Origin of the sequence: Uliginosibacterium sp. sgz301328 (assembly GCF_041807905.1) — a bacterium.
GTDB lineage: Bacteria > Pseudomonadota > Gammaproteobacteria > Burkholderiales > Rhodocyclaceae > JBGVSA01.
On sequence record NZ_JBGVSA010000002.1, the window covers coordinates 194,531 to 217,968 of the forward strand.

At 63.9% G+C, this 23,438-nt stretch carries 21 protein-coding genes; 9 read left to right on the top strand and 12 right to left on the bottom strand.

The window, feature by feature from the left end; all coding sequences use genetic code 11:
* Positions 1–21 precede the first annotated feature (21 nt).
* From ACDA63_RS02340 to ACDA63_RS02350, 3 genes are read right to left on the bottom strand one after another with little or no spacing between them, the layout of a single operon-like run.
* Positions 22–1,965, bottom strand: a complete 1,944-nt coding sequence (locus ACDA63_RS02340) for a DUF3488 and DUF4129 domain-containing transglutaminase family protein (protein WP_373661556.1) — start codon at positions 1,963–1,965, stop codon at positions 22–24.
* Positions 1,962–2,936, bottom strand: a complete 975-nt coding sequence (locus ACDA63_RS02345; protein ID WP_373661557.1) for a DUF58 domain-containing protein — start codon at positions 2,934–2,936, stop codon at positions 1,962–1,964. Before ACDA63_RS02345 ends, ACDA63_RS02340 begins: the two co-directional genes overlap by 4 nt.
* Complete coding sequence (locus ACDA63_RS02350) at positions 2,933–3,880, bottom strand: AAA family ATPase (RefSeq protein ID WP_373661558.1); 948 nt, start codon at positions 3,878–3,880, stop codon at positions 2,933–2,935. Before ACDA63_RS02350 ends, ACDA63_RS02345 begins: the two co-directional genes overlap by 4 nt.
* A 272-nt stretch (positions 3,881–4,152) precedes the next feature.
* Between ACDA63_RS02350 and ACDA63_RS02355 the strand changes: the two genes are divergently transcribed.
* The 5 genes from ACDA63_RS02355 to ACDA63_RS02375 all read left to right on the top strand — a co-directional run bounded on the left by ACDA63_RS02355 (position 4,153) and on the right by ACDA63_RS02375 (position 9,892).
* Entirely contained in the window at positions 4,153–4,746 is a 594-nt protein-coding gene (locus ACDA63_RS02355; protein ID WP_373661559.1) for a 2-oxoacid:acceptor oxidoreductase family protein, read from the top strand.
* Entirely contained in the window at positions 4,739–5,989 is a 1,251-nt protein-coding gene (locus tag ACDA63_RS02360) for a transketolase C-terminal domain-containing protein (protein WP_373661560.1), read from the top strand. The genes ACDA63_RS02355 and ACDA63_RS02360 overlap by 8 nt, the downstream gene beginning before the upstream one ends.
* Positions 5,990–5,998: 9 nt before the next feature.
* Entirely contained in the window at positions 5,999–7,018 is a 1,020-nt protein-coding gene (locus ACDA63_RS02365; RefSeq protein WP_373661561.1) for a thiamine pyrophosphate-dependent enzyme, read from the top strand.
* Between the two features lie 5 nt (positions 7,019–7,023).
* Positions 7,024–8,697, top strand: coding sequence for an NAD(P)-binding protein (locus tag ACDA63_RS02370; protein WP_373661631.1), 1,674 nt, complete (start codon positions 7,024–7,026; stop codon positions 8,695–8,697).
* 559 nt (positions 8,698–9,256) lie between these two features.
* The gene (locus ACDA63_RS02375) at positions 9,257–9,892 is read left to right on the top strand and encodes a response regulator (RefSeq protein ID WP_373661562.1); all 636 of its coding nucleotides are present in this window, start codon (positions 9,257–9,259) and stop codon (positions 9,890–9,892) included.
* Positions 9,893–10,114: 222 nt separating this feature from the next.
* On the opposite strand, the gene ACDA63_RS02380 is transcribed toward ACDA63_RS02375, so the two are convergent.
* Positions 10,115–10,714, bottom strand: coding sequence for a class I SAM-dependent methyltransferase (locus ACDA63_RS02380; RefSeq protein WP_373661563.1), 600 nt, complete (start codon positions 10,712–10,714; stop codon positions 10,115–10,117).
* Positions 10,715–11,018: 304 nt separating this feature from the next.
* Positions 11,019–12,428 carry an aspartate ammonia-lyase gene (gene aspA / locus ACDA63_RS02385; protein ID WP_373661564.1) on the bottom strand — a complete coding sequence of 470 codons (1,410 nt, stop codon included), beginning with the start codon at positions 12,426–12,428 and terminating at the stop codon, positions 11,019–11,021.
* A gap of 206 nt (positions 12,429–12,634) precedes the next feature.
* Between aspA and ACDA63_RS02390 the strand changes: the two genes are divergently transcribed.
* Positions 12,635–13,270 (top strand): hypothetical protein, encoded by a 636-nt coding sequence (locus ACDA63_RS02390; RefSeq protein ID WP_373661565.1) that lies wholly within the window; start codon positions 12,635–12,637, stop codon positions 13,268–13,270.
* Between the two features lie 66 nt (positions 13,271–13,336).
* Here the strand turns inward: ACDA63_RS02390 and ACDA63_RS02395 are convergent, their stop codons facing one another.
* From ACDA63_RS02395 to ACDA63_RS02425, 7 genes are all read right to left on the bottom strand, one after another.
* Positions 13,337–14,365 carry a DctP family TRAP transporter solute-binding subunit gene (locus ACDA63_RS02395; protein ID WP_373661566.1) on the bottom strand — a complete coding sequence of 343 codons (1,029 nt, stop codon included), beginning with the start codon at positions 14,363–14,365 and terminating at the stop codon, positions 13,337–13,339.
* 48 nt (positions 14,366–14,413) lie between these two features.
* Positions 14,414–15,718, bottom strand: a complete 1,305-nt coding sequence (locus ACDA63_RS02400; protein WP_373661567.1) for a TRAP transporter large permease — start codon at positions 15,716–15,718, stop codon at positions 14,414–14,416.
* A complete protein-coding gene (locus ACDA63_RS02405; protein ID WP_373661568.1) occupies positions 15,715–16,299 on the bottom strand; it encodes a TRAP transporter small permease in 585 nt (194 codons plus the stop codon). The genes ACDA63_RS02400 and ACDA63_RS02405 overlap by 4 nt, the downstream gene beginning before the upstream one ends.
* Before the next feature lie 264 nt (positions 16,300–16,563).
* A complete protein-coding gene (locus tag ACDA63_RS02410; protein ID WP_373661569.1) occupies positions 16,564–17,337 on the bottom strand; it encodes a MetQ/NlpA family ABC transporter substrate-binding protein in 774 nt (257 codons plus the stop codon).
* 169 nt (positions 17,338–17,506) lie between these two features.
* Positions 17,507–18,172, bottom strand: a complete 666-nt coding sequence (locus ACDA63_RS02415; RefSeq protein ID WP_373661570.1) for a methionine ABC transporter permease — start codon at positions 18,170–18,172, stop codon at positions 17,507–17,509.
* On the bottom strand, positions 18,169–19,179 hold the full coding sequence (locus ACDA63_RS02420) for a methionine ABC transporter ATP-binding protein (protein WP_373661571.1): 1,011 nt from the start codon (positions 19,177–19,179) through the stop codon (positions 18,169–18,171). Before ACDA63_RS02420 ends, ACDA63_RS02415 begins: the two co-directional genes overlap by 4 nt.
* Before the next feature lie 148 nt (positions 19,180–19,327).
* Positions 19,328–20,530, bottom strand: a complete 1,203-nt coding sequence (locus ACDA63_RS02425) for an MFS transporter (protein ID WP_373661572.1) — start codon at positions 20,528–20,530, stop codon at positions 19,328–19,330.
* 179 nt (positions 20,531–20,709) lie between these two features.
* Here ACDA63_RS02425 and ACDA63_RS02430 point away from each other — a divergent pair, with 179 nt between their 5' ends.
* From ACDA63_RS02430 to ACDA63_RS02440, 3 genes are all read left to right on the top strand, one after another.
* Positions 20,710–21,333 carry an L-threonylcarbamoyladenylate synthase gene (locus ACDA63_RS02430; RefSeq protein ID WP_373661573.1) on the top strand — a complete coding sequence of 208 codons (624 nt, stop codon included), beginning with the start codon at positions 20,710–20,712 and terminating at the stop codon, positions 21,331–21,333.
* A 61-nt stretch (positions 21,334–21,394) separates the two neighbouring features.
* Positions 21,395–22,057: a site-2 protease family protein gene (locus tag ACDA63_RS02435; RefSeq protein WP_373661574.1), complete on the top strand. Its 663-nt coding sequence runs from the start codon at positions 21,395–21,397 to the stop codon at positions 22,055–22,057.
* A 5-nt stretch (positions 22,058–22,062) separates the two neighbouring features.
* Positions 22,063–23,262, top strand: coding sequence for a tryptophan--tRNA ligase (locus tag ACDA63_RS02440; protein WP_373661575.1), 1,200 nt, complete (start codon positions 22,063–22,065; stop codon positions 23,260–23,262).
* Positions 23,263–23,438 lie beyond the last annotated feature (176 nt).

Here is a 23,438-nt window from a genome sequence, read left to right on the forward strand (position 1 = left end):
TGGGGCCGCGGACCGCGTCCCCTAAATTGAGAGTCGATCGATGTCGCGCCGGAGGCTTGCCAGATCGGCAGCGCTCACCGTTGCGGCACCATAGCGCAGTGTGGCATATCGCTCCGCGATGCGTCGAATTTCATCGGCGATGTCTGGCCGCTTGCGGCCGATCCGTTGCGCGTACCGCGTTGCCGGTTCCCAGTCGTGTTGCGGCAGACCTTCGTGGCGCAGGCGCCTGACAAGCCGTCGCCACACGCGCTCCAGCGCATCCGGCCGATGGCGCGCAGGCCACGAGCGCCACGCCAGCCAGGACATCCAGCCGGCAATGGCGAATGCCATCAATGCCACCAGCATGCGCCAGTCAGTGTCTGACAGTCCCACGTTGCGCAGCAACTCGCTCTGGCGTGAGGTGTTGTAGCCAAGCACCCATTGGTTCCATGTGTTGGAGAGCGCTTCCCAGCGGTAGCGAATATCGCGCAGCAGCGGCCAGTCCTGTCGGGCCACGAAGGGTAGCGGCTCGCCCGCGCCCAGCGTCTGTCCGATGCCGCCATCGATGCGTTGGGGGAAAGTCGCCGCCGTCGGATCCACGCGTACCCAGCCGCGTCGCGGCATCCAGACTTCTGCCCATGCGTGTGCGTCCGACTGACGGACGACCAGCGTTCCGTCGATCGGATTCAGCTCGCCGCCCTGGTAACCCGTCACGACGCGGGCGGGGACGCCGGCGGCACGCATCAACACCACGAAGGCCGAGGCGAAGTGCTCACAGAAGCCACGCCGCGAGTCGAACAGGAACTCGTCGACGCTGTTGTCGCCGAGCAGCGGCGGGTAGAGCGTGTACTGCAGGCCCTGCTTGCGCATGAAGCCCAGCGCCTGCTGCAGGCGTTCGGCCGGATCGCGCAAGGCACGCCATTGCGCAGCCAGCGCCAGTGCGCGCGGATTGCGGTCCGGCGGCAGACGTAGCGACTGGCCGAGCGCGCGAGCGCTTTCTTCCATTCCCACCCGCGTCTGGGGGTACGACTGCACGGCGTAGCGCTGGCGGGCGCGCACCGGTTGGCGGCTGATCAGTGCGAAGTCATCGCTGATGCGGCCCTCGGGCGTGGCGGCCGGGTAGTCCAGTGCAAGCAACCAGCGTTCGTTGCTGGCTTCCATGGTCATCACGTAGTCGTAAACAGGGCCTTCGACTTCATATGGTGGCTCGAGGCTGCTGGCCTGCCAGCGCTGCGTCCATTCGCGTCCATCGAAATTGGTCAACACGGGACCGCGCCAATAGCGTTCCGACGGTGGCGGTGGCGGGCCCTTGAATTCGGCCCGGAAGGCGATCTCGCCCGACTCGATCAGTGTGCTGATGGTCCCCGGCGACATGTGGTCCGACAGTCCCGTCATGCCGCCGAAGGCGTCCAGCGGCAGTCCCCATAGTGGGCCGCTTACGCGCGGAAAAAGCACGAACAGCACGATCATCAGCGGCACGCCCTGGCCACAGAGCGACAAGGCCTGGCGCGCCGAATGCCGGAACGAGACGGTTTCGTCCTGGATGCGTGCGAGCGAGGAGATGACGCCCAGTGTTGCCAGGCCTACGCACAGTGCGACCCATGGTGTCTGGGCGTGCAAGAACAGACCCATCATCAGAAAGCACGCCAGCAACAGAGCGGCGCGCGCATCGCGCAAGTCGCGCGACTCCAGCAGCTTGAGCGGCAGTAGCAGCGACAGGATCGCCAGCCCGGGCAGCTTGCCCAGCAACTGCCCGTATGCCAGCCAGGTCAGCCCAACGCCGGCGAGTGCTAGCGGCACCAGCAACCATTTGGGCGGAGCGGCCCGATCATGCCAGGCCGTGTAGGCGCGCCAGCCCACCAACAAGGCAGACAGCGCGCTGACCGCGATTGGCTGGAACAGGGTGAACGGCAGCAAGATCACCGCAGCCAGGGCGGAGAGCTGCAGCAGCAAGGGGCGCGGCAAGGAGCGCTGACCGGTGTTCATGCGCGTCCGTCCGGCAAGAACAACGCCAGCGCCGCAAGGCACTCGCGTGCGTGCACTTCGCCGGAATCCGGGCCGATATCCTCTTTCGGCAATACCAGCTGCCAACGGGCACCATCGGCCTGCGCCTGCACGACCCATAGCGCAAGCTGCGACAGGCGGCGTTCGGCATCCCAATTCGTCGGCAGGCTCGACCAGTCGATGACGCGTTCGGGCGCGACGGCGCCGGAGAACTCCTTCACCAGCAACTCACCGCTGGACGCCATGCGTTTCCACGCGATGCGGCTCGCGCTGTCCTGAGGATTGCGGTTGCGCAGACCGGCAAAGTCCTCGTCGCCGCGCTCGGTCACCAGTCCGCTTTCGAGGACGCCGTGCGGCGAGGGCGGTTGTGGCAGCGGGCCTTCGGCGCGTGGATAGGCCAGCATCTGCGCGTCTGGCTGGATGTAACTCCAGGCGCGGATCCAGCCCAGCGGCTGGCGCGATTCGATCGTCAGCTTGCCCACCGGGAGCCAGCCGCGGGCCTGCGCGGGAATACCGATGGATACCTCGGCATTGCCCCGCGCGGGCACGTTGCAGGTGGCAAGGCGCTGCCCATCATGAGTGAGGACCGTGAGGCCCGGTCGAAGGCGGCCGGTTGTATCGGTCAGCCGCATGACGAAGCTCGCGGCCTCACCGACGAAGACCTCGCCGTCGCCACGCACGAATATCTCCAGCCCGACCAAAGTCCGCCAGGACTGGAGGATATGGGCCAGCCCGACGCCGCTCAGCAGGAACACCAGCGCAAATCCCAGCGCCAGGTTGTAGTTGATGGAGGCCACCAGCATGATCGCGAGCGTCGCCAGCATTGCTGCGCCTGCGCGCGAAGGCAACACGTACACACGCGACTGCGGCAACCGGATCGGCTGCGGCTCCGGACCCGTCACGCGCTGCATCCATGCACGCGCCTGCGCGCGCAAACGGCGGGTGTCGATCACGGCACCGGCACGGCTTCGATCAAGTGGCGGACGACTTCGCCGCTGCGGCCGTTGCGACCGCCCGCATGCAGAAGGCGGTGCGTGGCCACGGCAGGCAGCACCGCCTGCACGTCTTCGGGGCGAAGATGGTCGCGCCCGGCGATCAACGCCCAGGCACGGGCCGCACCCAGGAGGCCGATGCCGCAACGTGGACTCAGCCCCTGCGGCACGTCCGGCAGGTTACGGCTGGCTGTTAGCAGCGCCTGAACGTAATCGAGCACGCGGTCGCCGGCATGAATGCCCGCCGCTGCCGCCTGCATTGCCGCGAGACCTGCGCCATCCGTGCTGGCGGGCAGTTCGGCCAGCATTTCGCGGCGGTCGCGCCCGGCCAGCAGCTCACGTTCGGCGCGGGCATCGGGCAGGCCGACGCTGATGCGCATCAGGAAGCGATCGAGCTGCGATTCTGGCAACGGGAAGGTGCCGATCTGGTGCTGCGGGTTTTGTGTGGCGATGACGAAGAACGGGCGCGGCAGGGCGTGCGTGTGGCCGTCCACGGTGACTTGCCGTTCTTCCATGGCTTCAAGCAGCGCGCTTTGTGTCTTGGGGGTGGTGCGATTGATCTCGTCAGCCAGCAGCACCTGTGTAAAGAGCGGCCCCGGATGGAAGCGGAAGACGTGCTGGCCGGCATCGAAGATCGATACGCCGATGAGGTCGGCCGGCAACAGATCGCTCGTGAACTGTACGCGCTGGAACTTCAGCCCCAGGGTCACCGCCAGCGCATGCGCCATGGTCGTCTTGCCCACACCCGGCTGGTCTTCGATCAGCAGATGCCCACGCGCGACGAGACATGACAATGCCTGCGTGAGCGCCAGTTCCTTGCCCAGCACCACGGTGCTCAACTGCGCCAGTACAGAACGAGCCAGCTCGCTGGCCGCCCGTCGGTCCGAATCTGTCCGATCGTTCATCGCATCCATCACGCAAGAAATATCCGGCAATGATAAAGGCGCCGCCCTTGGCGCCGGCCGTGGCGGGCGACAACCGCCGTCCGGCAGGGCGGGGAAACTTCCGCAGGCTCATTGCGGCGCAGCATTGTCGGAATGTGTGTCGAAAGCCTGTGGTTATTGACCACACTCAGGAAGTCCTCATCCGACATCCTCTATTTTCCGAGGTCAGCCTTGTCCGTCCGACCCGCCTCGGACCCCGTCAGACAGGGTGCTCGAACTCAACGGGAGATCAGATGTTCCAGGTTCGCATACATGGCCGCGGCGGCCAGGGCGTCGTCACAGGCGCCGAGATGCTCTCAATCGCCGCTTTTCTCGAAGGCCATCACGCCCAGGCATTCCCCAGTTTCGGTTCTGAACGCACCGGCGCGCCGGTCGTAGCGTTCTGTCGCATCTCGGATCGCGAGATCCGGCTGCGCGAACCGGTCATGCAACCCGACGCACTCATCATCCAGGACACTACGCTGCTGTTGACAGTAGACGTCTTTGCCGGCCTGGCAGAGGACGGCTATGTGATCCTCAACACCAAGCACAGTCTCGAGGAACTGGGGCTGTCGCAGTACGCCAAGCGTTTCAAGCCGGGGCGGGTCGTTTCCGTGCCCGCTACGGAACTCGCGCTCAAGCACGTCGGTCGGCCGGTTCCCAACGTGCCCCTGCTGGGCGCGTTCGCCGCAGCCTCCGGCATGCTCAAGCTCGACGCCGTCATCTCGGCGATCAACGACAAGTTCTCGGGCAAGATCGCTGCCGCCAACGTGGCGGCCGCTACCGAAGCCTACGAGGCCGCACTGGCGGCTCGTCCCCAACAAAACCAGGAGGCTGCCCATGCTTAAGCAGACCGAAGGCTCTCACGCCGTAGCCGAAGCGGTCGGCCTGTGCCGCCCCGAAGTCATTTGTGCTTACCCCATCTCCCCGCAAACGCACATCGTCGAAGCGCTGGGCGAGATGGCCACTTCCGGCGAGATCGCCAACTGCGAGTACATCAACGTCGAATCCGAATTCGCCGCCATGTCGGTGGCGATCGGCTCTTCGGCCGCGGGGGCGCGCACCTATACCGCCACTGCGAGCCAGGGTCTGTTGTTCATGGCCGAGGCGGTCTACAACGCTTCCGGCCTGGGCCTTCCCATCGTCATGACGGTCGCCAACCGTGCGATCGGCGCGCCGATCAATATCTGGAACGACCACACCGATTCGATGAGCCAGCGCGATTGCGGCTGGATCCAGCTCTTCGCCGAGACCAACCAGGAAGCCGCCGATCTCCACATCCAGGCCTTCAAGCTGGGCGAGGAACTCTCGTTGCCGGTGATGGTGTGCATGGATGGCTTCATCCTCACGCACGCCTACGAACGCGTCGACATCCCTTCGCAAGAGCAGGTCGATGCCTTCCTGCCGCCGTATTCGCCGCGCCAGGTGCTCGATCCGGCTCGCCCCGTTTCGATTGGCGCCATGGTGGGTCCGGAAGCTTTCTCCGAAGTTCGTTACCTCGCGCATGCCAAGCAGATGCAGGCGCTCGATCTGATCCCGCGCATCGCTTCGGAATTCAAGGACATTTTCGGTCGCGACGCCGGCGGTCTGGTTCGCCCGTACCGCCTTGAAGACGCCGACACCGTCGTCATTGCGCTGGGTTCGGTACTCGGCACCATCAAGGACACCATCGACGAGATGCGTGCCGATGGCATCAAGATCGGCGCGCTGGGCATCAATTCTTTCCGCCCGTTCCCCATCGCCGCGGTCCGCCGCGCACTGTCGCATGCGCATCGCATCGTCGTGCTCGAAAAGAGCCTCGCGGTCGGCATCGGCGGTGTGGTCGCGACGGACGTGCGACTCGCCCTCGACGGGCTCGATCACAACTTCTACACGATCATCGCCGGCCTCGGCGGTCGCCCGATCACGCGTGCGTCGTTGCATCGCGCCTTCCGCCTGGCAATGCACGATCAGCTCGAACGGCTGCACTTCCTCGACCTGTCGTGGGACGTGGTCAATCGCGAGCTGGACCGCGAGCGCACTTCGCGCATGTCTGGCCCCATCGCCGAGAACATCCTGCGCGACATCAACAGCAAGCCCCGTGCCGCTTGAGGAGGGAACATGGCTCACGAACCGATAAAGTTTTACCAGACCGGCACCTTTACCGTTGGCAACCGGCTGCTGCCCGAAGATCAGCGTTCCGTCCAGTCCGACATCGGACGCACCAACTCGCTGAACTCCGGCCATCGTGCCTGTCAAGGCTGCGGTGAAGCACTGGGTGCGCGCTACGCCATCGACGCCGCCATGCGCGCCACCGGCAACCAGATGATCGCGTGCAACGCCACGGGCTGCCTCGAAGTGTTCTCCACACCGTACCCCGAGACTTCCTGGCAAGTGCCCTGGATTCACTCGTTGTTCGGCAACACCGCAGCAGTGGCCACCGGCGTGGCCGCGGCGATGAAGGTCAAGGGCCGCAACGACGTGCGCGTCGTTGCCCAGGGCGGCGACGGCGGCACCACCGACATCGGCTTTGGCTGTCTGTCGGGTATGTTCGAACGTAATGACGATGTCCTGTACATCTGTTACGACAACCAGGCCTACATGAACACAGGCGTGCAGCGCTCGTCGGCAACGCCGCCGGCCGCGCGCACCGCCACCACCATGCCGGCCAAGGGGCATCCGGGCAACGTCTTCGGCCAGGGCAAGAACCTGCCGTTGATCGCCATGGCGCACAACATTCCATACGTCGCCACGGCCACCGTCGCAGACCTGCATGATCTGGAACACAAGGTTGAGCACGCCATGTCCATGCGCGGCGCGCGTTACATCCACATCTTCGTGCCGTGCCCGCTGGGTTGGGGCTCTGCTTCGCAAGACACCATCAAACTCGCGCGGCTGGCGAAGGAAACCGGGCTGTTCCCGGTTTTCGAAGCCGAACACGGTGTGGTCACGAACGTGCTGCCGATCCGCCGCAAGCAACCGGTCGAGGAATACCTCAAGCTCCAGCGCCGCTTCGCCCACCTGTTCGGCAAGACGCCCGAGACCGAAATCCTCGCGCGTTTCCAGCAGATCGCCGACGAGAACATCCGTCGCTTCGGTCTGCTGCAACCCGAGCAACAAGAGCAACCGGCCACCGTCTGAACGCCATCGGGGCGGGGCGCTCGGAGCGCGCCGCCCGCAAGAAGAGGTCATACATGGAAAAACCATTTGCCATTACGCTCGACGTCGGCTCATCGCTTGCCAACAAGACCGGCTCGTGGCGTACCAATCGTCCCGTCTATGTCAAGCGCCTGCCTCCGTGCAACAACGCCTGCCCGGCGGGTGAAGACACCCAGGGCTGGCTGTACTTTGCCGAGTCCGGCGAATACGAAACCGCGTGGCGCGTGCTGACGGCCGAAAACCCGATGCCTGCCGTCATGGGCCGCGTCTGCTACCACCCGTGCGAGAAAGCCTGCAATCGCGGGCAGCTCGATTCCGCCGTCGGCATCAACTCGGTGGAACGCTTCCTTGGCGACGAAGCCATCAAGCGCGGCTGGAAGTTCGATGCGCCCAGCGCCGAATCGGGCAAGCGCGTTCTCGTCGTGGGCGCCGGCCCGTCAGGCCTGTCAGCGGCCTATCACCTGCGCCGCCTCGGTCACCAGGTCACCATTCGCGAAGCAGGCCCGATGGCGGGCGGCATGATGCGGTTTGGTATTCCCAAGTACCGCCTGCCGCGCGAAGTGCTCGACGCCGAAGTCCAGCGCATTCTCGACATGGGCGTGAAGCTGGAGCTCGATACCAAGGTCACGCACATTCTCGATGCCATGCAGGAAGGCTTCGACGCCACGTTCCTGGCAGTCGGTGCGCATCGCGCCCGCCGCGCATTCATTCCGGCCGGCCAGTCCGCCCGAATCATGGATGCCGTCACCATGCTGCGCAGCATGGAGGGTGAAGAAAAGCCCATGCTCGGCCGTCGTGTCGTGATCTATGGCGGCGGCAACACCGCCATCGATGCTGCGCGTACCGCCAAGCGCCTCGGCGCGGAAGAAGCCATCATCGTCTATCGCCGCACCCGCGAAAAAATGCCTGCGCACGACTTCGAAGTCGAAGAAGCCCTGCAGGAAGGCATCATGATGAAGTGGCTGTCCACCATCAAGGAAGTCTCCGACGGCGGCGCCATCACCATCGAAAAGGTCTCGCTCGATGCTGACGGCAAGGTTGTGCCGACAGGCGAATACGAGACCCTCGAGGCAGACTCGGTCGTGCTCGCGCTGGGCCAGGACGTCGATCTTTCCCTGCTCGACAACGTTCCGAATCTTGTCATCAACGACGGCGTCGTCGAGGTTGCGCCGAACATGATGACCGGCTATCCCGGCATCTTCGCAGGGGGCGACATGGTCCCGTCCGAGCGTACCGTTACGGTTGCGGTTGGTCACGGCAAGGTCGCCGCGCGCCATATCGACGCCTGGTTGCGCGATCAGGAAGAGAAAGACCCCGAGCCGCGTCAGCTCGCGACCTTCGACATGCTCAATCCGTGGTACTACACGGACGCCTCCAAGACAGTACGTCCGATGCTCGACATCATTCGTCGCCAAAGCACGTTCGACGAAGTGCAGGGTGGACTGGACGAAACCACTGCCTTGTTCGAGGCGCGCCGTTGCCTGTCGTGCGGCAACTGCTTCGAGTGCGATAACTGCTACGGGGTCTGTCCCGACAACGCCGTCATCAAACTCGGTCCGGGCAAGAAGTTCGAGTTCAACTACGAGTACTGCAAGGGCTGCGGCATTTGCGCTGAAGAGTGTCCGTGCGGCGCCATCACGATGGAACCCGAGATCGTCTGATCGTTCGCGGTAACGTCGTGACAAAAAAACGCCCCTCGAGCAGGGGCGTTTTCTTTTGCTGATTTTCGTCTTGAGCGCATCAAGATCGCAGACCCTCGAGGCTGGGTTTTCGCTCCGAGGGCCCTGCGCCAGATCGTGACGTCAGTCAGCTACCTACGGTGCGGCAGGGCACTCGCTGGTCCGGCACTGTTCAGAGGCAGGCGAAAGCCTTTTCGATTCTGCACGCGCCATGCACCCGTCCGGCATGACGCCGCGCCAAGGTTTCCTCTTCCGCTTGTCTTGTGCCTGAACGGCCATAGACCTGATTCTGTTTCGGAAAACTGTTGATCGAACAAAGAAAGCGCCGAGTTGTGACGAGATGTCGCGGCCCGTAAAGTCGGTCGGATTCCACGAATTCGTGCTGCCCAATGGGTGAGCGCACACACCACATGGCCCATACACGACAAGGCATTCCCATCGCACGTTCAATCATTCGCCACGCGTTCGAATCGGAGCTGGTGCACTTCGTCTCCCGGCAGCCCGGCTGCCCAGCGGATTCCTTTCCCGGAGGCGAGTAAGAATGTGCGTTCGAATCGTCCTTGCAGATGGTCGCGCGGTAGCGCGCGAAGGTGTCGTTTCCGCGCTGGCGGCCACCTCGGAGATTGTCGTTGCTGCAGAGGCCGGAACCACCGATGAGTTGGTGGAAGCCGTCGCGCATACCAGGCCGGATGTCATCGTGACGGACATCTCATTGCCCGGCAAACAAGCGCCAGATGGCCTGCATCTGATTGCCCTGTTGCGTCGGCGTTACGCCGACAGGCCGGTCGTCGTCGTCACCGGCGCGGATCATCCCACCCTGCTCGTTCAGCTTCTTCGCTCCGGCTGCAACTCCATTGTTCTCAACGAATGCGGCGTAGATTGCCTGCGTGCCGCGATTCTCGCCGCGCATCGACGGCTTCGGTACGTGTCTCCGGGCGTGCGCAGTCGCATGCAGATGCTCATTGAGCAGGGCAGCGAACGCAAGAAGCCTCTCACGGCGCGCGAGATCGACGTGCTCAGACATGTCGCACGCGGTGCCACCGTCACGGCCATCGCCGAATTGACCGAGCGCAGCGTCAAGACCGTGAGCCGCCAGAAACGCACCGCGATGCAGAAGATCGGCGTCACCGGCGAGGCGGAATTGCGCGACTACCTCCACGAACACGGCTTGCTCTGACAAGCCCACATCGACCAGCGTTACATCCTCCATCCTCATTGCAGGCGGTCGCCAAGAACCCGCCCGCTCGCTGCGGCCGAAGCGCCTGGCTTGGCGCCGCGAACCTGTCGATGACGCACACCTCCTGGCCGCCAAGCCGCGGATCTTTGCAGGCAAGGCGGGGTGCGACCAACTCACAGAGCAGGCGACTGCACTCGTTGCGGGCTGGGACGACGACGCCAATCATTCGCGCGCCTCGCGCTCCATGACCGAACGTCCATCGGGCGACCACATCTCCAGCAGAAAGTCTCGCTCTTCATGTCGCGCGAGCTTGTGCAGGCTTTCGCAGACATCGAACAGCGAATGGATCTGCTCTGTGGTGGCGGAGCGGTCGGCGGAGTCCGGCCGCCAATGGCAAGCGACGATCACCCCCTGTTCGCTCAGCGATCCGGTTGCCTGATGGACGAGGCCGGGGAGCTTTTCGATGGCGACGTAGTAGAGGAATTCGCTCAGGACGATGAGATCGAAATTGCCTTCGGGCCAATCGGAGGGAACCTCGCGCACGTCGATTTCCACATTGCTCAGATGGCCCGTGCGCTGGCGCGCGATGGCGACGGCATCGGCCGTCAGGTCGCCGGCGATCACCCGATCGCAGCGGCGAGCCAGCTCAAGCGTCAGTTCGCCATTGCCGCAAGCGGGTTCGAACGCGCGTCTGAACTGCGCTCGCGGCAGCATCGCCAGTAACGCCGCGCGCTTGCGTCGTTCATACCAACGCGTGCAGACCTGCCACGGGTCGGCGCTGGCGCGGTAGAGCGACGAAAAATGTTCGTGTCGAGTATTCAAAAGAACACCTCGAAAGGGCGCACCCATCGTGCGGGGCCTGTGTGCCGGCACGCAAATACCTGCAAGGCAGGGCGCTTGAGTACAAGTGCTGCGTCGTCCAAGGCGAGCCGGCAGACGCCGGGCCACGGGCTGCTCGCCGTCCCGGTCTTGCTATATGCGTCGCCAGATCGGCATCACCCGTCGAGCGGGGGACGATCGGCTTGCCATGCCGCGCTTGCCGCAAGGAATGTACCCGTGCGCGCAGCCTCAAGGCCCGAAGTGGGTGCCTGCCAAGCTTTTGCTGCCCGAAGTCTGATGAATCCCTTCAACTGCGATAAAGCGGATGCGGTGTGGTGAGATTTTCTGGCCTGAGTATTTCGTCGAGTGCTTCGCGAGTGAGCAGGCCGCGCGCCAGCACAATGTCGTAGACGCTGCCGCCGGTCTGGTGCGCCTCGGCCGCTACGGCGGTAGCGTTAGCGTAGCCAATGTACGGATTGAGTGCCGTGACGATGCCAATTGAGTTGGTGACGGTCGCGCGCAAATGTTCGCGGTTGGCCGTGATGCCCCGCACGCAGCGGGCGGTGAGCGTGCGGCAGCCATGCGTAAGGTGGCCGACGCTCTTGAAAATGCTATGGGCGATGATCGGCTCGAAGGCGTTCAATTGCAGTTGACCGGCCTCGGCGGCAAAGCTCACCGTCACGTCGTTGCCGATGACTTCGAACGCGATCTGGTTGACCACTTCCGGGATCACCGGATTGACCTTGCCCGGCATGATCGACGAGCCCGCCTGCATTGGCGGCAGATTGATCTCGTTGAAACCGGCACGCGGGCCCGACGACAGCAGGCGCAGGTCGTTGCAGACCTTCGACAGTTTGACCGCCACGCGCTTGAGCACGCCCGACAGTTGCACGAAGGCGCCGCAGTCCTGCGTCGCCTCGATGAGATTGGGCGCCGTGATGAGCGTGGTGCCGGTGATGCGTGAGAGGTGATCGCGCACACGCTCGGCATATTCCGGCGGGGCCGTGATGCCGGTGCCGATCGCCGTGGCACCGAGGTTGATCTCGCAAATCAGTTCGATCGCCTCGGCCAGACGTGCTTCGTCCTCCCCCAGCATGACGGCGTAGGTGGAGAACTCCTGGCCGAGCGTCATCGGCACGGCTTCCTGTAATTGCGTGCGGCCCATCTTGAGTACATCGCGGAATTCCTCGGCCTTTGCTGCAAATGCGCCGCGCAATTCGGCCATCGCCGCGATCAGCACCCGGATGCCGGCATGCGTGGCGACCTTGAGAGCGGTGGGATACACGTCATTGGTGCTCTGGCTCATGTTGACGTGCTCGTTGGGATGCAGATGCACGTACTCGCCGCGCGCATGGCCCATCAGTTCAAGCGCGCGATTGGCGATCACCTCATTGGCGTTCATGTTGGTCGAAGTACCCGCGCCGCCCTGGATCACGTCGACCACGAACTGCTCGTGCAGCGCGCCATTGCGGATCTCTTCGCATGCGGCCACGATGGCATCGCGCCGTGCGGTGTCCAGCAGGCCGAGATCATGATTGGCGAGAGCCGCCGCCTGCTTGATGCTGGCCAGCGCCCGGATCAGGCCCGGATAGACCGAGATGGGGATGCCGGTGATGGGAAAGTTCTCAAGTGCGCGCAGGGTGTGCACGCCGTAATAGACGGCGGCGGGGACTTCGCGATCGCCGAGAAGATCGTGTTCGATGCGGACTTCGGGCATGGCCGGCTCCTGGCTGACGACACAACGCTACAGGGTGCCTTGTGACGGCGACATGGCGCGACTAGGACAACACCTGATCAAAAATCAGGAAGACGCTGATACCTGCCGGGCAGTTTGCCCCTCAGAATCAAGCACGATCATTGCGGTCGAACGCATGGGCGCGGGGCGTCCACAATGCTGCCGCACCGGCAACTCAGGAGGTAATCATGACAACACTCAGGCTTTGGGTAAGCGCTTTGTCGCTTGCGGTACTGGCGGGCTGCGCAGGTATCTCGCAGTCGGGCAGTTGGCGCGACCCGCAGTTCTCCGGTCCCGCATTCCGCAAGCTGCTGGTGGTCGTCGCAAGCGACGCGCAGACCAACCGCCGCATCGTGGAAGACACCTTCGCCAATACCCTTCGGCAGTGGGGTGTGGGGGCGGCGGTCAGTTATCCGGCAGGCGACAGCGTGCCGCCGGACGATGTCGCCCGCATCGTGGCCATGCCTTCGGTGCAAGGCAGCGCCCGTACAGCCGCAGCCGACGGAATCGTGACGATCCGTCTGCTGCGTGTTGATCGCGGCTATTTCAACAATAGCCCCACCGTCGGCGTCGGGGTCGGGGGCGGAAGCGGTGGATGGGGCGGCTGGAGCGGCGGCGGCATCGGCATGTCGTTCCCTGTCGGGGGCTCGGCGTCGAACAGCGTCGATACCTTGACGGTCGAAGCCGCGCTTACGTCGCTTGCCACCAGCCGGCTCGTGTGGTCGGCGACTTACAGCATGAACGATCCGGGCAACACCGCGGCCGGCGCCGAAAGCCTTTCGACGCAGATCGTGACCGACATGCGCAAGGCCGGCGTCATCTGACGCGGTCGCTGTTCAGTAGACAAAAAAAGCAGGCCCTCGGGCCTGCTTCTTTTTTGTGCGCAATCTTCAGCGCTTGGCGATGGAGTTTTCCGCCTTGGTGACCAGATCGGGACCGATCTGTTTTTTCCACTTGTCATAGACCTTGGCCGTGGCCTTGCGGAAGGCTTCGTGCTCGTCGGGCGTAAGGCGCGTGATCTTCACGCCTTGCGATTCCATGGCTTTCCACGCCGGAGCGCCCGGTTCATCCAGACCCTTGCGGGCGATGGCGACTTCTTGCTTGCCGGCATCGATGGCAGCCTGGCGCACGATCTCGCGGTCGGCAGGCGTCCAGCTCTCCCACACTTGCTTATTGACGACGAAGATCAGCGGGTCGGCCACGTAGCCCCACAGCGTCACGTACTTCTGTCCGACGGTGTAGAGCTTGGCGGCTGCGAACACGGATTGCGGATTTTCCTGCCCGTCTACAGCGCCCGAGGCCATGGCCGGCTGAGCGTCCGCCCAGCTCATCTGAGTGGGGTTTGCGCCCAGCGCGTTGAAGGTCTCCAGATACAGCGGCGAGCCGACCACGCGCAGCTTCAGGCCCTTGAGATCTTCAGGCTTGCGGATTTCGTGCTTGGAATTCGATACCTCGCGGAAACCGTTCTCACCCCAGGCCAGGGGCACCACGCCGGCCTTGTCGAGCGTGGCGAACAGCGATTTGCCGACTTCGCCCTGCGTGAGCGAATCGAGAGCCTTGTAATCGGGCATCAGGAAAGGCAGCGAGAACAGGTTCAGTTCTTTTACCTGCGGCGACCAGTTGATGGTCGAGCCGACCGCCATGTCGATGACGCCCTGGCGAATGGCCGAAAATTCGCGCGTCTGGTCGCCTGCGACCAGCGACACACCCGGATACAGCTTGATGTTGATGCGGCCGTTGGTGCGCTGGCGCACCAGGTCAGCCCAGATCTCACCGCCCTTGCCCCAGGCGAAGGCCGGGCCCAGCACCAGCGACATCTTGTATTCGGACTTGTAGTTCTGCGCCAATGCAGTGGCGGGTGCCAATGCCGACAGGGCCAGTGTGGCGGCGGCCGTCAGCATGAGTGTGCGGCGTTTCATGAGTCTCTCCTCGTGTGGTTGTACGTATATGGCAAATTCATCATGCGATCAGTAACCCAGTTTGTTGGGCAGCCAGGTCGCCAGCGGCGGGAAGGCCAGCACCGCCACCATGGCGATGAACATGGCGAACAGCATCCAGACCACCCAAGGCACGGTTTCCTCCATCCGCACACGGGCGATGCGGCAAGACACCATCAGGTTCACCGCCAGCGGCGGCGTGAACTGGCCGAGTGCCACCTTGAGCGTGAGCACCACGCCGAACCACACCGGGTCCCACTTGTAGGCTTGTGCGATGGGCAGCAGCAGCGGCACGAAAATGAGGAAGATCGATATGCCGTCGAGGAACATGCCCACCGTCATCAGCAGCAGCACGATGAGCGCGAGCACGGCGTATTCGCTCAGACCCGATGCGGCGATGGCGTGGGCGAGCGGGTCGATCACGCCGAGCGTCGACAGCGCGTAGGCAAAGATACCGGCGAGCGCCACGACGATGAGGATCAGCGCCGAGATCTCCGCCGCCTCGCGGAAGATGACGAACAGATCGCGCAGGCTGATGCTGCGATAGATGACCATCCCGACGAACAGGCCATAGACCACCGCCACGACCGCGGCCTCGGTGGGTGTGAACCAGCCGGCGCGCATGCCGCCGAGGATCAGGAACGGGGCGACCAGGCCCCACATCGCCTCGCGCAGACTCTTCCAGAACGGCGGCCGGGGCAGGGAGGCTTCGGCCGCACCCATGTTGTGGCGCCGCGCCAGCCACACGGCCGGCACGATCAGTGCGATGCCAGCCAGCACGCCGGGCACCATGCCGGCGGCGAACAGGGCCGGAACCGACGCGCCCGGCACCAGCACGCTGTAGATGATGAACGCAACCGATGGCGGAATCAGAATGTCGGTCGCTGCCGCCGCGCCCACCACCGATGCGCTGTAGGCAGCCGGATAACCGGCACGTGACATGGCGGCGATCATCACCCCGCCGACGGCCGCGGCGTTGGCCGGGCCGGAGCCCGAAATACCACCGAGGAACATCGCCACCAGGATCGCCACCAGCGGCAGCATGCCGGGCCCGCGCCCGACTACCGCAATGGCGAGCGTGACGAGTCGTTGCGCCACGCCGGATCGATCGAAGATCGAGCCAACCAGTACGAACATCGGGATCGCCAACAGCGGATACTTGGCAAGCCCCGCGTAGAAGTTCTGCGGCACGGCCAGCAGGCCGAACATCTGCGTGTCGAGGTTCGACAGCGCGATGGCGACGAAGCCGCCCAGCCCCAGTGCCACGCCAATGGGTACGCCGGCCAGCATCAGCCCGATGAAGATGACGAAGAGAGCGATCGCGATGCCGGTCATGCGTCACCCCGCTCGCGTCGTTGCGCCGCCAGCGCCTTGAGCTGGCGTACGTGGCGCACCATCACGCCGCCTGCGCGCAGCGCAATGGCCGCCGAGAACACCGGCAGCCACACCGAATACCACCAGCTCGGCACTCCGATGCCAGGCGAGGTTTCTTCAAAGCGGTATTCATCCCAGGCGACGCGGCCGCCCAGGATGGCGAGCGCGACGAACATGGCCGCCACGCACAGCGCTGAAAAAATCGCCAGCCGATGCTGGCGCGCCTTGCTGCCGCGTTCGAAGAAGAACTCGATGCGGATATGCCGATCTCGCGCCACGGCGGCGCTGCCGGCAACGAGCGCCAGCACGATCATGAGGAAGACCGAGAACTCCTCGGTCCAGGCGAACGAATCGTTGGTGAAGTAGCGGACGACGACATTGGCGAAAGTGATGAGCACCAACAGGCCCATCACGATGACGCCGATCCAGTCTTCGATCTTCGGTGAAATGCGGAATGCCGCGTCTTCCGGCGAATCCGGGTGGCCGCCGTCATGCGCAGCCTGCCCGGGCGCCGTGGTGCGCGCCTGACCCTGGTCCTGCATGGATTGTCTCCTTCGTTGTGGCAGGCGCAGTCACGTCGCGATGCCATTAGCCTTGTTCTTGTCTGACAAGCCCGGAGCGATTATGCACGAAGCGCAGGCTCCGCCAAGGGGGCAGGATCAGCGAGAGAGTTGTGGAAACCCGCAGTCGCGCAGGCATCCAGGTGATGCGTGGGGAAGGAAACAGCCAAGCTGCAGCGCGAGTCAGGATGACTCGCGCGATTGGGGGGGGCGGCAAAGCGGGGCGCCCGGTTGCGCCCCATGCCATCAAAACGCCGGGACGACGGCGCCCTTGTACTTGTCCTGGATGAACTTCTTCACGGCCGGGCTGTGGAGCGCTGCGACCAGCTTCTTCATGGCCGGCGAATCCTTGTTGTCTTCGCGGGCGACGACGATGTTCACATACGGCGACTTGGAGTCTTCCATCGCCAGCGCGTCCTTGGTCGGTACCAGCTTGGCCTGCAGCGCATAGTTGGTGTTGATCAGCGCGAGGTCCACTTCGTCGAGGATGCGCGGCAGCGTGGCGGCTTCGAGTTCGCGGATCTTCAGGTTCTTGGGGTTCGACACGATGTCCTTCGGCGTGGCGAGAATGTCGTTCGGGTTCTTCAGCTTGATGACACCGGCCTTGTCGAGCAACAGCAGTGCGCGGCCGCCGTTGGTGGCGTCATTGGGGATCGCCACGGTGCCGCCCGACTTCAGGTCGGCCAGCTTCTTGACCTTCTTGGAGTAGATGCCGAACGGCTCGATGTGCACGCCCACCACGCTCACCAGCTTGGTGCCGCGCGCCTTGTTAAATTCGTCCAGGTAGGGCTGGTGCTGGAAGAAGTTGGCGTCCAGGCGTTTTTCGGCGACCTGCAGGTTCGGTTGCACGTAGTCGTTGAAGATCTTCACGTCGAGATTCACGCCATCCTTGGCCAGCATTGGCTTGACTACTTCGAGGATCTCGGCGTGCGGCACGGCGGTGGCGCCGATCGTCAGAGTGTCGGCAGCGTGGGCGCTGAAGGCCAGCGCAGACGCCAGCAGAACGAGCAGTTTCTTCATTATGGTTCCTGTCAAAAAGCGCGGCGGGTTCGTGGCCCGCGCGGGATAACAAAAAGCAGCTGCGAGGTTCGCAGCGCAAAGCACTCAGTCTATGCGGCGCCGGCCATGCGGGTGATGCGTTTTTCGACAATGCTTGGCGCGGATTGGAATAAGGCGCGCCTGGCGATTGTCATTTGCGCGAAAAGTGCACCACCATCCGATCGCCGATCATCTGCAGGATCTGCACGAGAATCAGCAGCAACACCACGGTCACGATCATCACGTCGGTCTCGAAGCGCTGGTAACCGTAGCGGATCGCCAGATCGCCCAGACCGCCACCACCAATGACGCCCGACATGGCGGCATACGACACCAGCGTAATGGCCGTCACCGTCGCGCCCGCCAGGATGCCCGGACGGGCTTCGGGCAGCAGCGCGCCAAAAATGATCTGTTGCGTGGTCGCGCCCATCGCCTGCGTGGCCTCGATGATGCCGCGATCGACTTCGCGCAGGGCGGTTTCGGTCAGGCGTGCGAAGAACGGCGTGGCGCCCACCACCAGCGGCGGGATGGCGCCGGCCACCCCAAGCGAGGTGCCGGTGATGAACTTGGTCACCGGCATCATCACGATCAGCAGGATCACAAAGGGCACCGAGCGCAGCACGTTCACGATGAACGACAGCACGTTATAGACGGCGGATTGCTCCAGGAGCTGACGCTTGCCGGTGAGGAACAGCAATACGCCCAGCGGCAGGCCAAGCAGCAGCGTGAACAGCAGCGAGCCGCCAAGCATCATGAGCGTGTCGAGCGTGGCGAGCCAGATATCGGCCCAGTCGACGTTGGCGAAGAGTTCGGTCATTCGCGCAGTATCTCCACGGTCAGGCCGGCATCGACAAAGCGCGAAAGCGCCTCGCGCGGCGCGCCGTCGTTGAGGGCGATGATGAGCTGCCCGTAGGGCGTGTCCTTGATGCGGTCGATACGTCCGGAAAGGATCGAAAAGTTCACGCCGGTCTGGCGCGCCACCTCGCCAAGGATCGGGTCGAAAGTCTGCTCGCCGCGGAAAGTCAGCCGCACCAGCGTACCCCTGACGTGCGAGAACGCGTCGTACTGGTCGGCGTCGTCGACGTGCTCGGCTTCCTGCACGAAGCGTTGTGTCGTGACGTGGCGCGGGTGAAGGAACACATCGGCCACCGGCCCCATCTCGACCACCTTGCCGGCATCGAGCACGGCCACGCGGTCGGCGATGCGGCGTACCACGTCCATCTCGTGCGTGATGACGACGATGGTCAGCCTGAATTCACGCTGGATATCGGCCAGCAATTGCAGTACCGATTGCGTGGTCTGCGGATCGAGTGCGCTCGTGGCTTCGTCGCACAGCAGGATCTTGGGGCGTGTGGCCAGCGCGCGTGCAATGCCCACGCGCTGTTTTTGTCCGCCGGACAACTGCGCCGGATACTTGCCGGCCTGGTCTGCGAGACCGACTCGATCGAGCAACAACGCTACGCGCTCGTCGATTTCGCGGGACGTCATGCGTCCCGCAAGGCGCAGTGGAAACGCCACATTGTCGGCCACAGTCTTGCTCGACAGCAGGTTGAAGTGCTGGAAGATCATGCCGATCTGCTGGCGCTGGGCGCGCAGTTCGGCGGAGGACAGTGCGGCCATGTCGCGCCCGTCAACCAACACGCTGCCGCGCCCGGGGCGCTCCAGCAGGTTGATCAGGCGCACCAGCGTCGATTTGCCGGCGCCGGAGTGGCCGATGATGCCAAAGACCTCGCCGGCCTCGATGCGCAGGCTGACGCCATTGAGCGCAGGAACCTGGCGGCCGTCCACGACGTAGGATTTATGAACGTCGATGAAATCGATCATCGGTGAAAAAGGAACCCTGGGGACAGAGGCGAGGGTAAATCCCTCGTCGGATCAATGAATTGCGAGGCGGGGATTATACACGGCATCGCCCCCCGCACTTGAGCGGGGACAAATGCGAGCCATTCCCAATCGACCCGGAATCCTTCAATCAGACCACGGCCGCGCTGGGCTGGCGATGGTGCGGCCACATGCGCACGGCGAAGGCCGCGAGTGCTGCGCCTGCCGAGAACATGCACACACCTCTCCATCCGAAGTGGTCGAGCATCTGGCTGCCGATGGCCGAACCGCTGGCCATCCCGACGAACATGGCCCCGATGAGCAGCGCGTTGAGTCGTGCGCGAGCGGCTGCGTCGAGACTGTAGATGATCGTCTGATGGCCGATCAGGGTGGCCTGCATGCCCAGATCGAACACCACGGTGGCGAGCACCAGCAACCACAGATTGCCGGGCCATGCGGCCAGCGACGCGAAACTCGCAAATACCAGCAGCGTGCCAATGCGGGTTACGCGCTCCGGGCCGTGACGGTCGGAAATGCCTCCGGCGACGGGGGCGGCCAGCGCGCCGGCAGCACCGATGAGGCCAAAGGCGCCGGCCACTGAACTGCCAAGCCCGAACGGCGGTTGATGCAGCATCACGGCCAGCGTCGACCAGAAAGCGCTGAAGCTTGCCGACAGGAAGCACTGCGCCAGTGCCGCGCGGCGCATGTCAGCGTGACGGCGCCATAGCGTGCCAAGCGACGCCAGCAGCGACGTGTAGGGGAGGGTGGTGCTGGGCGGAAAGTGCGGCAGCCGCCGTGCCACGACCACCGCAAGTGCTGCCATCAAGACGGCTGCAGCGGCGAACATGATGCGCCAGCCGAGGAACTGGCCGACCACGCCGCTGACCACACGCGACAGCAGAATGCCGAGCAGCAAACCCATCATGACCATGCCCACGATCTTGCCGCGCCGGGCATCGGGCGCCAGCATGGCCGCCGCTGGCACGCAATCCTGCGCCAGTGAAGCGGCAACGCCCACGCCGACGCTCAGCACACATAACTGCACCAGGGACTGGGCCATGGCCATGCCCAGCAGCAAGCCGCTCAATACGATAGCCTTGGCAACGATCATGTTGCGGCGATCCACCCGGTCGCCCGCGGGCGACAGAAACAGAATGCCGACCGCATAGCCGATCTGCGTCAGCGTGGGCACCCAGCCGATAGCCGAGGGCGACGCGCCGAAGGTTGCCGCGAGCAGATTGAGAATGGGCTGGTTGTAATAGAGCGCGGCAACGCCGAGGCCGGCCGCGACGGCCAGCAGCAGAACGAGCGTGAAGGGCGGCTCTTGCCCCGTGGCAGAAGTGGTGTTGCTCATGTTGGGCTGCGATGTATTTTTGTTTGAGCGCGCAGTGTGCCGCGTCCGCCATCTGTGCGAAAGCGTGGCAGCGTGGCTCGCATCGCCGCCGCGCAGACGGGGACGGCGGGCGAACGTAGTAAAATGCCGGATTCACCATCAGTCAGTGCATGCCCGCGGGGCATACCGACAGCCAGACGATGTCCCAATATTTCGAAGTCCATCCGGTCAATCCGCAGCCGCGCCTCATCCATCAGGCGGCGGAAGTCCTGCGCAGCGGCGGCCTGCTGGCGGTGCCCACGGACGCGTCGTATTCGCTCGTCGGCCACATCGGTGACGCCAAGGTGCTTGACCGCATCCGGCGAATCCGAGGCGTGGATGAGCGCCATCACTTCACGCTGATGTGCTGCGATCTCAAGCAGATCGCTACCTACGCCCGTGTGGACAATGCTCAGTACCGTCTGCTGAAGGCCACCACGCCCGGCCCGTACACGTTCATCCTCGAAGGCACCAAGGAACTGCCGCGTCGCGTGCTGCACCCCAAGCGCAAGACCATCGGCCTGCGCGTGCCCGATCACCCGGTGATGAGCCTGTTGCTCGAAGAGATGGGCGAACCGATCATTGCGTCCACCGTGCTATTGCCCGGCGATGAAGACCCGCTGACCGAGGCGTCCGACATCGACGCCCGCATCGGCCACGACATTGATCTGGTGATCGACGCAGGGGCTTGCGGCATGGACATGACCACGGTGGTCGACCTCACGCATGGTACGCCTGAGATCATTCGCGAAGGCAAGGGGCCGCTCGAACCCTTCGGCTTGTGATCGCAGCTCCGGAGTCGCGTGATTAGGCGCGCAGGAATCCATCTACTAGAATCTGGCCTCCATGGAATTCTCATTCGTCTCGCTCGCGCTGTGGGCCGTGCCCGTGATCCTCGCCATCACTTTGCATGAGGCGGCGCACGGCTACGTCGCGCGCATGTTCGGAGACCCGACTGCGCACGAAGCGGGGCGGATAACGCTCAACCCGCTGCGGCATGTCGACCCGATCGGCACGCTGCTGGTGCCGGGTGGCATCCTGGCCGTCAATGCGCTGACCGGCACGCAGTTCCCGCCCTTTGGCTGGGCCAAGCCGGTGCCGGTCAACTTCGGCCGCCTGCGCCATCCCAAGCAAGACATGCTGTGGGTGGCTGCCGCCGGACCGGGCAGCAACTTCGTGCAGGCGCTGGTGTGGGGCTTTGCTGCCTCGGCCGTCCTGCATAGTGGCGGCAATGGCACGGTGGCGCAGATCGTTTATGTCATGGCGCAGGCCGGCATCATCGTCAATATTGCGCTGGCGCTGCTCAATCTCGTGCCCGTGCCGCCGCTCGATGGCGGCCGCATCCTCGTCAGCCTGTTGCCCGTGCGGCAGGCCATCGCCGTGTCGCGCATCGAACCATACGGTTTTCCGATTCTCATCGCGCTGCTGTATTTCGGCGTGCTCGATCGCGTGCTGTGGCCGATGATCCCGTTTTTCCGTCGAATCATTACCTTGCTCACCGGAGCCTGATTTTTATGCACGCAGAACGCGTCCTTTCCGGCATGCGCCCCACCGGGCGACTGCACCTCGGCCACTACCACGGCGTACTCAAGAACTGGGTCAAGCTGCAAAGCGAAATGCCCTGCCTGTTCTTTGTGGCCGACTGGCATGCGCTGACCACAGCGTACGACGACGTTTCGGTGATCGGTGACTCTGTATGGGAAATGGTCATCGACTGGCTTGCCGCGGGCGTCGATCCGAAGCAGGCGACCGTATTCATCCAGTCGCGCGTGCTCGAACACGCCGAACTGCACCTGCTCATGTCGATGATGACGCCGCTGGGCTGGCTCGAACGCGTGCCGACCTACAAGGACCAGCAGGAAAAGCTCGCCAACAAGGATCTGTCGACCTACGGCTTTCTTGGCTATCCGCTGTTGATGAGTTCGGACATCCTGATCTACCGCGCCAGCCACGTGCCAGTCGGCGAAGACCAGGTTCCGCACATCGAATTCACGCGCGAACTGGCTCGTCGCTTCAACCATTTGTATGGCCGCGAGCCGAATTTCGAGGAAAAGGCCAAAGAGGCCGTCAAGAAGCTCGGTGGCAAGGCCGGCAAGCTCTACCTGCAATTGCGCACGCGCTTCCAGCAGGACGGCGACAAGCAAGCGCTCGAAGAGGGCAAGGCGCTGCTGGACGAGGCCAAGAGCCTGTCCCAGAGCGATCGCGAGCGCCTGTATGGCTACCTGGAAGGCAGCGGCAAGACGATTCTCGTCGAGCCCGAAGCCAAGCTGACGGAGGCCTCGCGCATGGTCGGCCTGGACGGACAGAAGATGTCCAAGTCGTACAACAACACCATTTATCTGCGCGAAGAACCCGAAGTCATCACCAAGAAAATCCGCACCATGCCGACCGATCCGGCGCGCGTGCGTCGTACCGATCCGGGCGAGCCGACGCGTTGCCCGGTGTGGAACTTCCACCAGATCTACTCGGATCAACCGACTCAGGAATGGGTGCTGAAGGGTTGCCGCTCGGCCGGCATCGGCTGCCTGGAATGCAAGCAACCGATCGTAGACGCCATGATCAAGGAGCAGGAACCGATCCGCGAGCGAGCCCAGCAGTACCTGGACGACCCAGGGCTGGTGCGGGCAGTCGTGGACGATGGCTGCGAACGCGCCCGCAAGCTGGCTCAAGAGACCATGCGTGACGTGCGTGAGGCGATGGGGTTGGGATACTGACGATGTCGCAGGGCGGCGCCGGATGCGTCTGGCTGCCGGATATGAGGCCTCGTGCCAGAAGTGCGCCCGTTTCCCATGAGAACCAATGAGGTATGTTGCGCCAAGACAACGAAAACCCACGTGCTCGTGTTGCCAAGCGAGTACGTGGGTTTTTTGTTGTTTGATCGCATTAACGC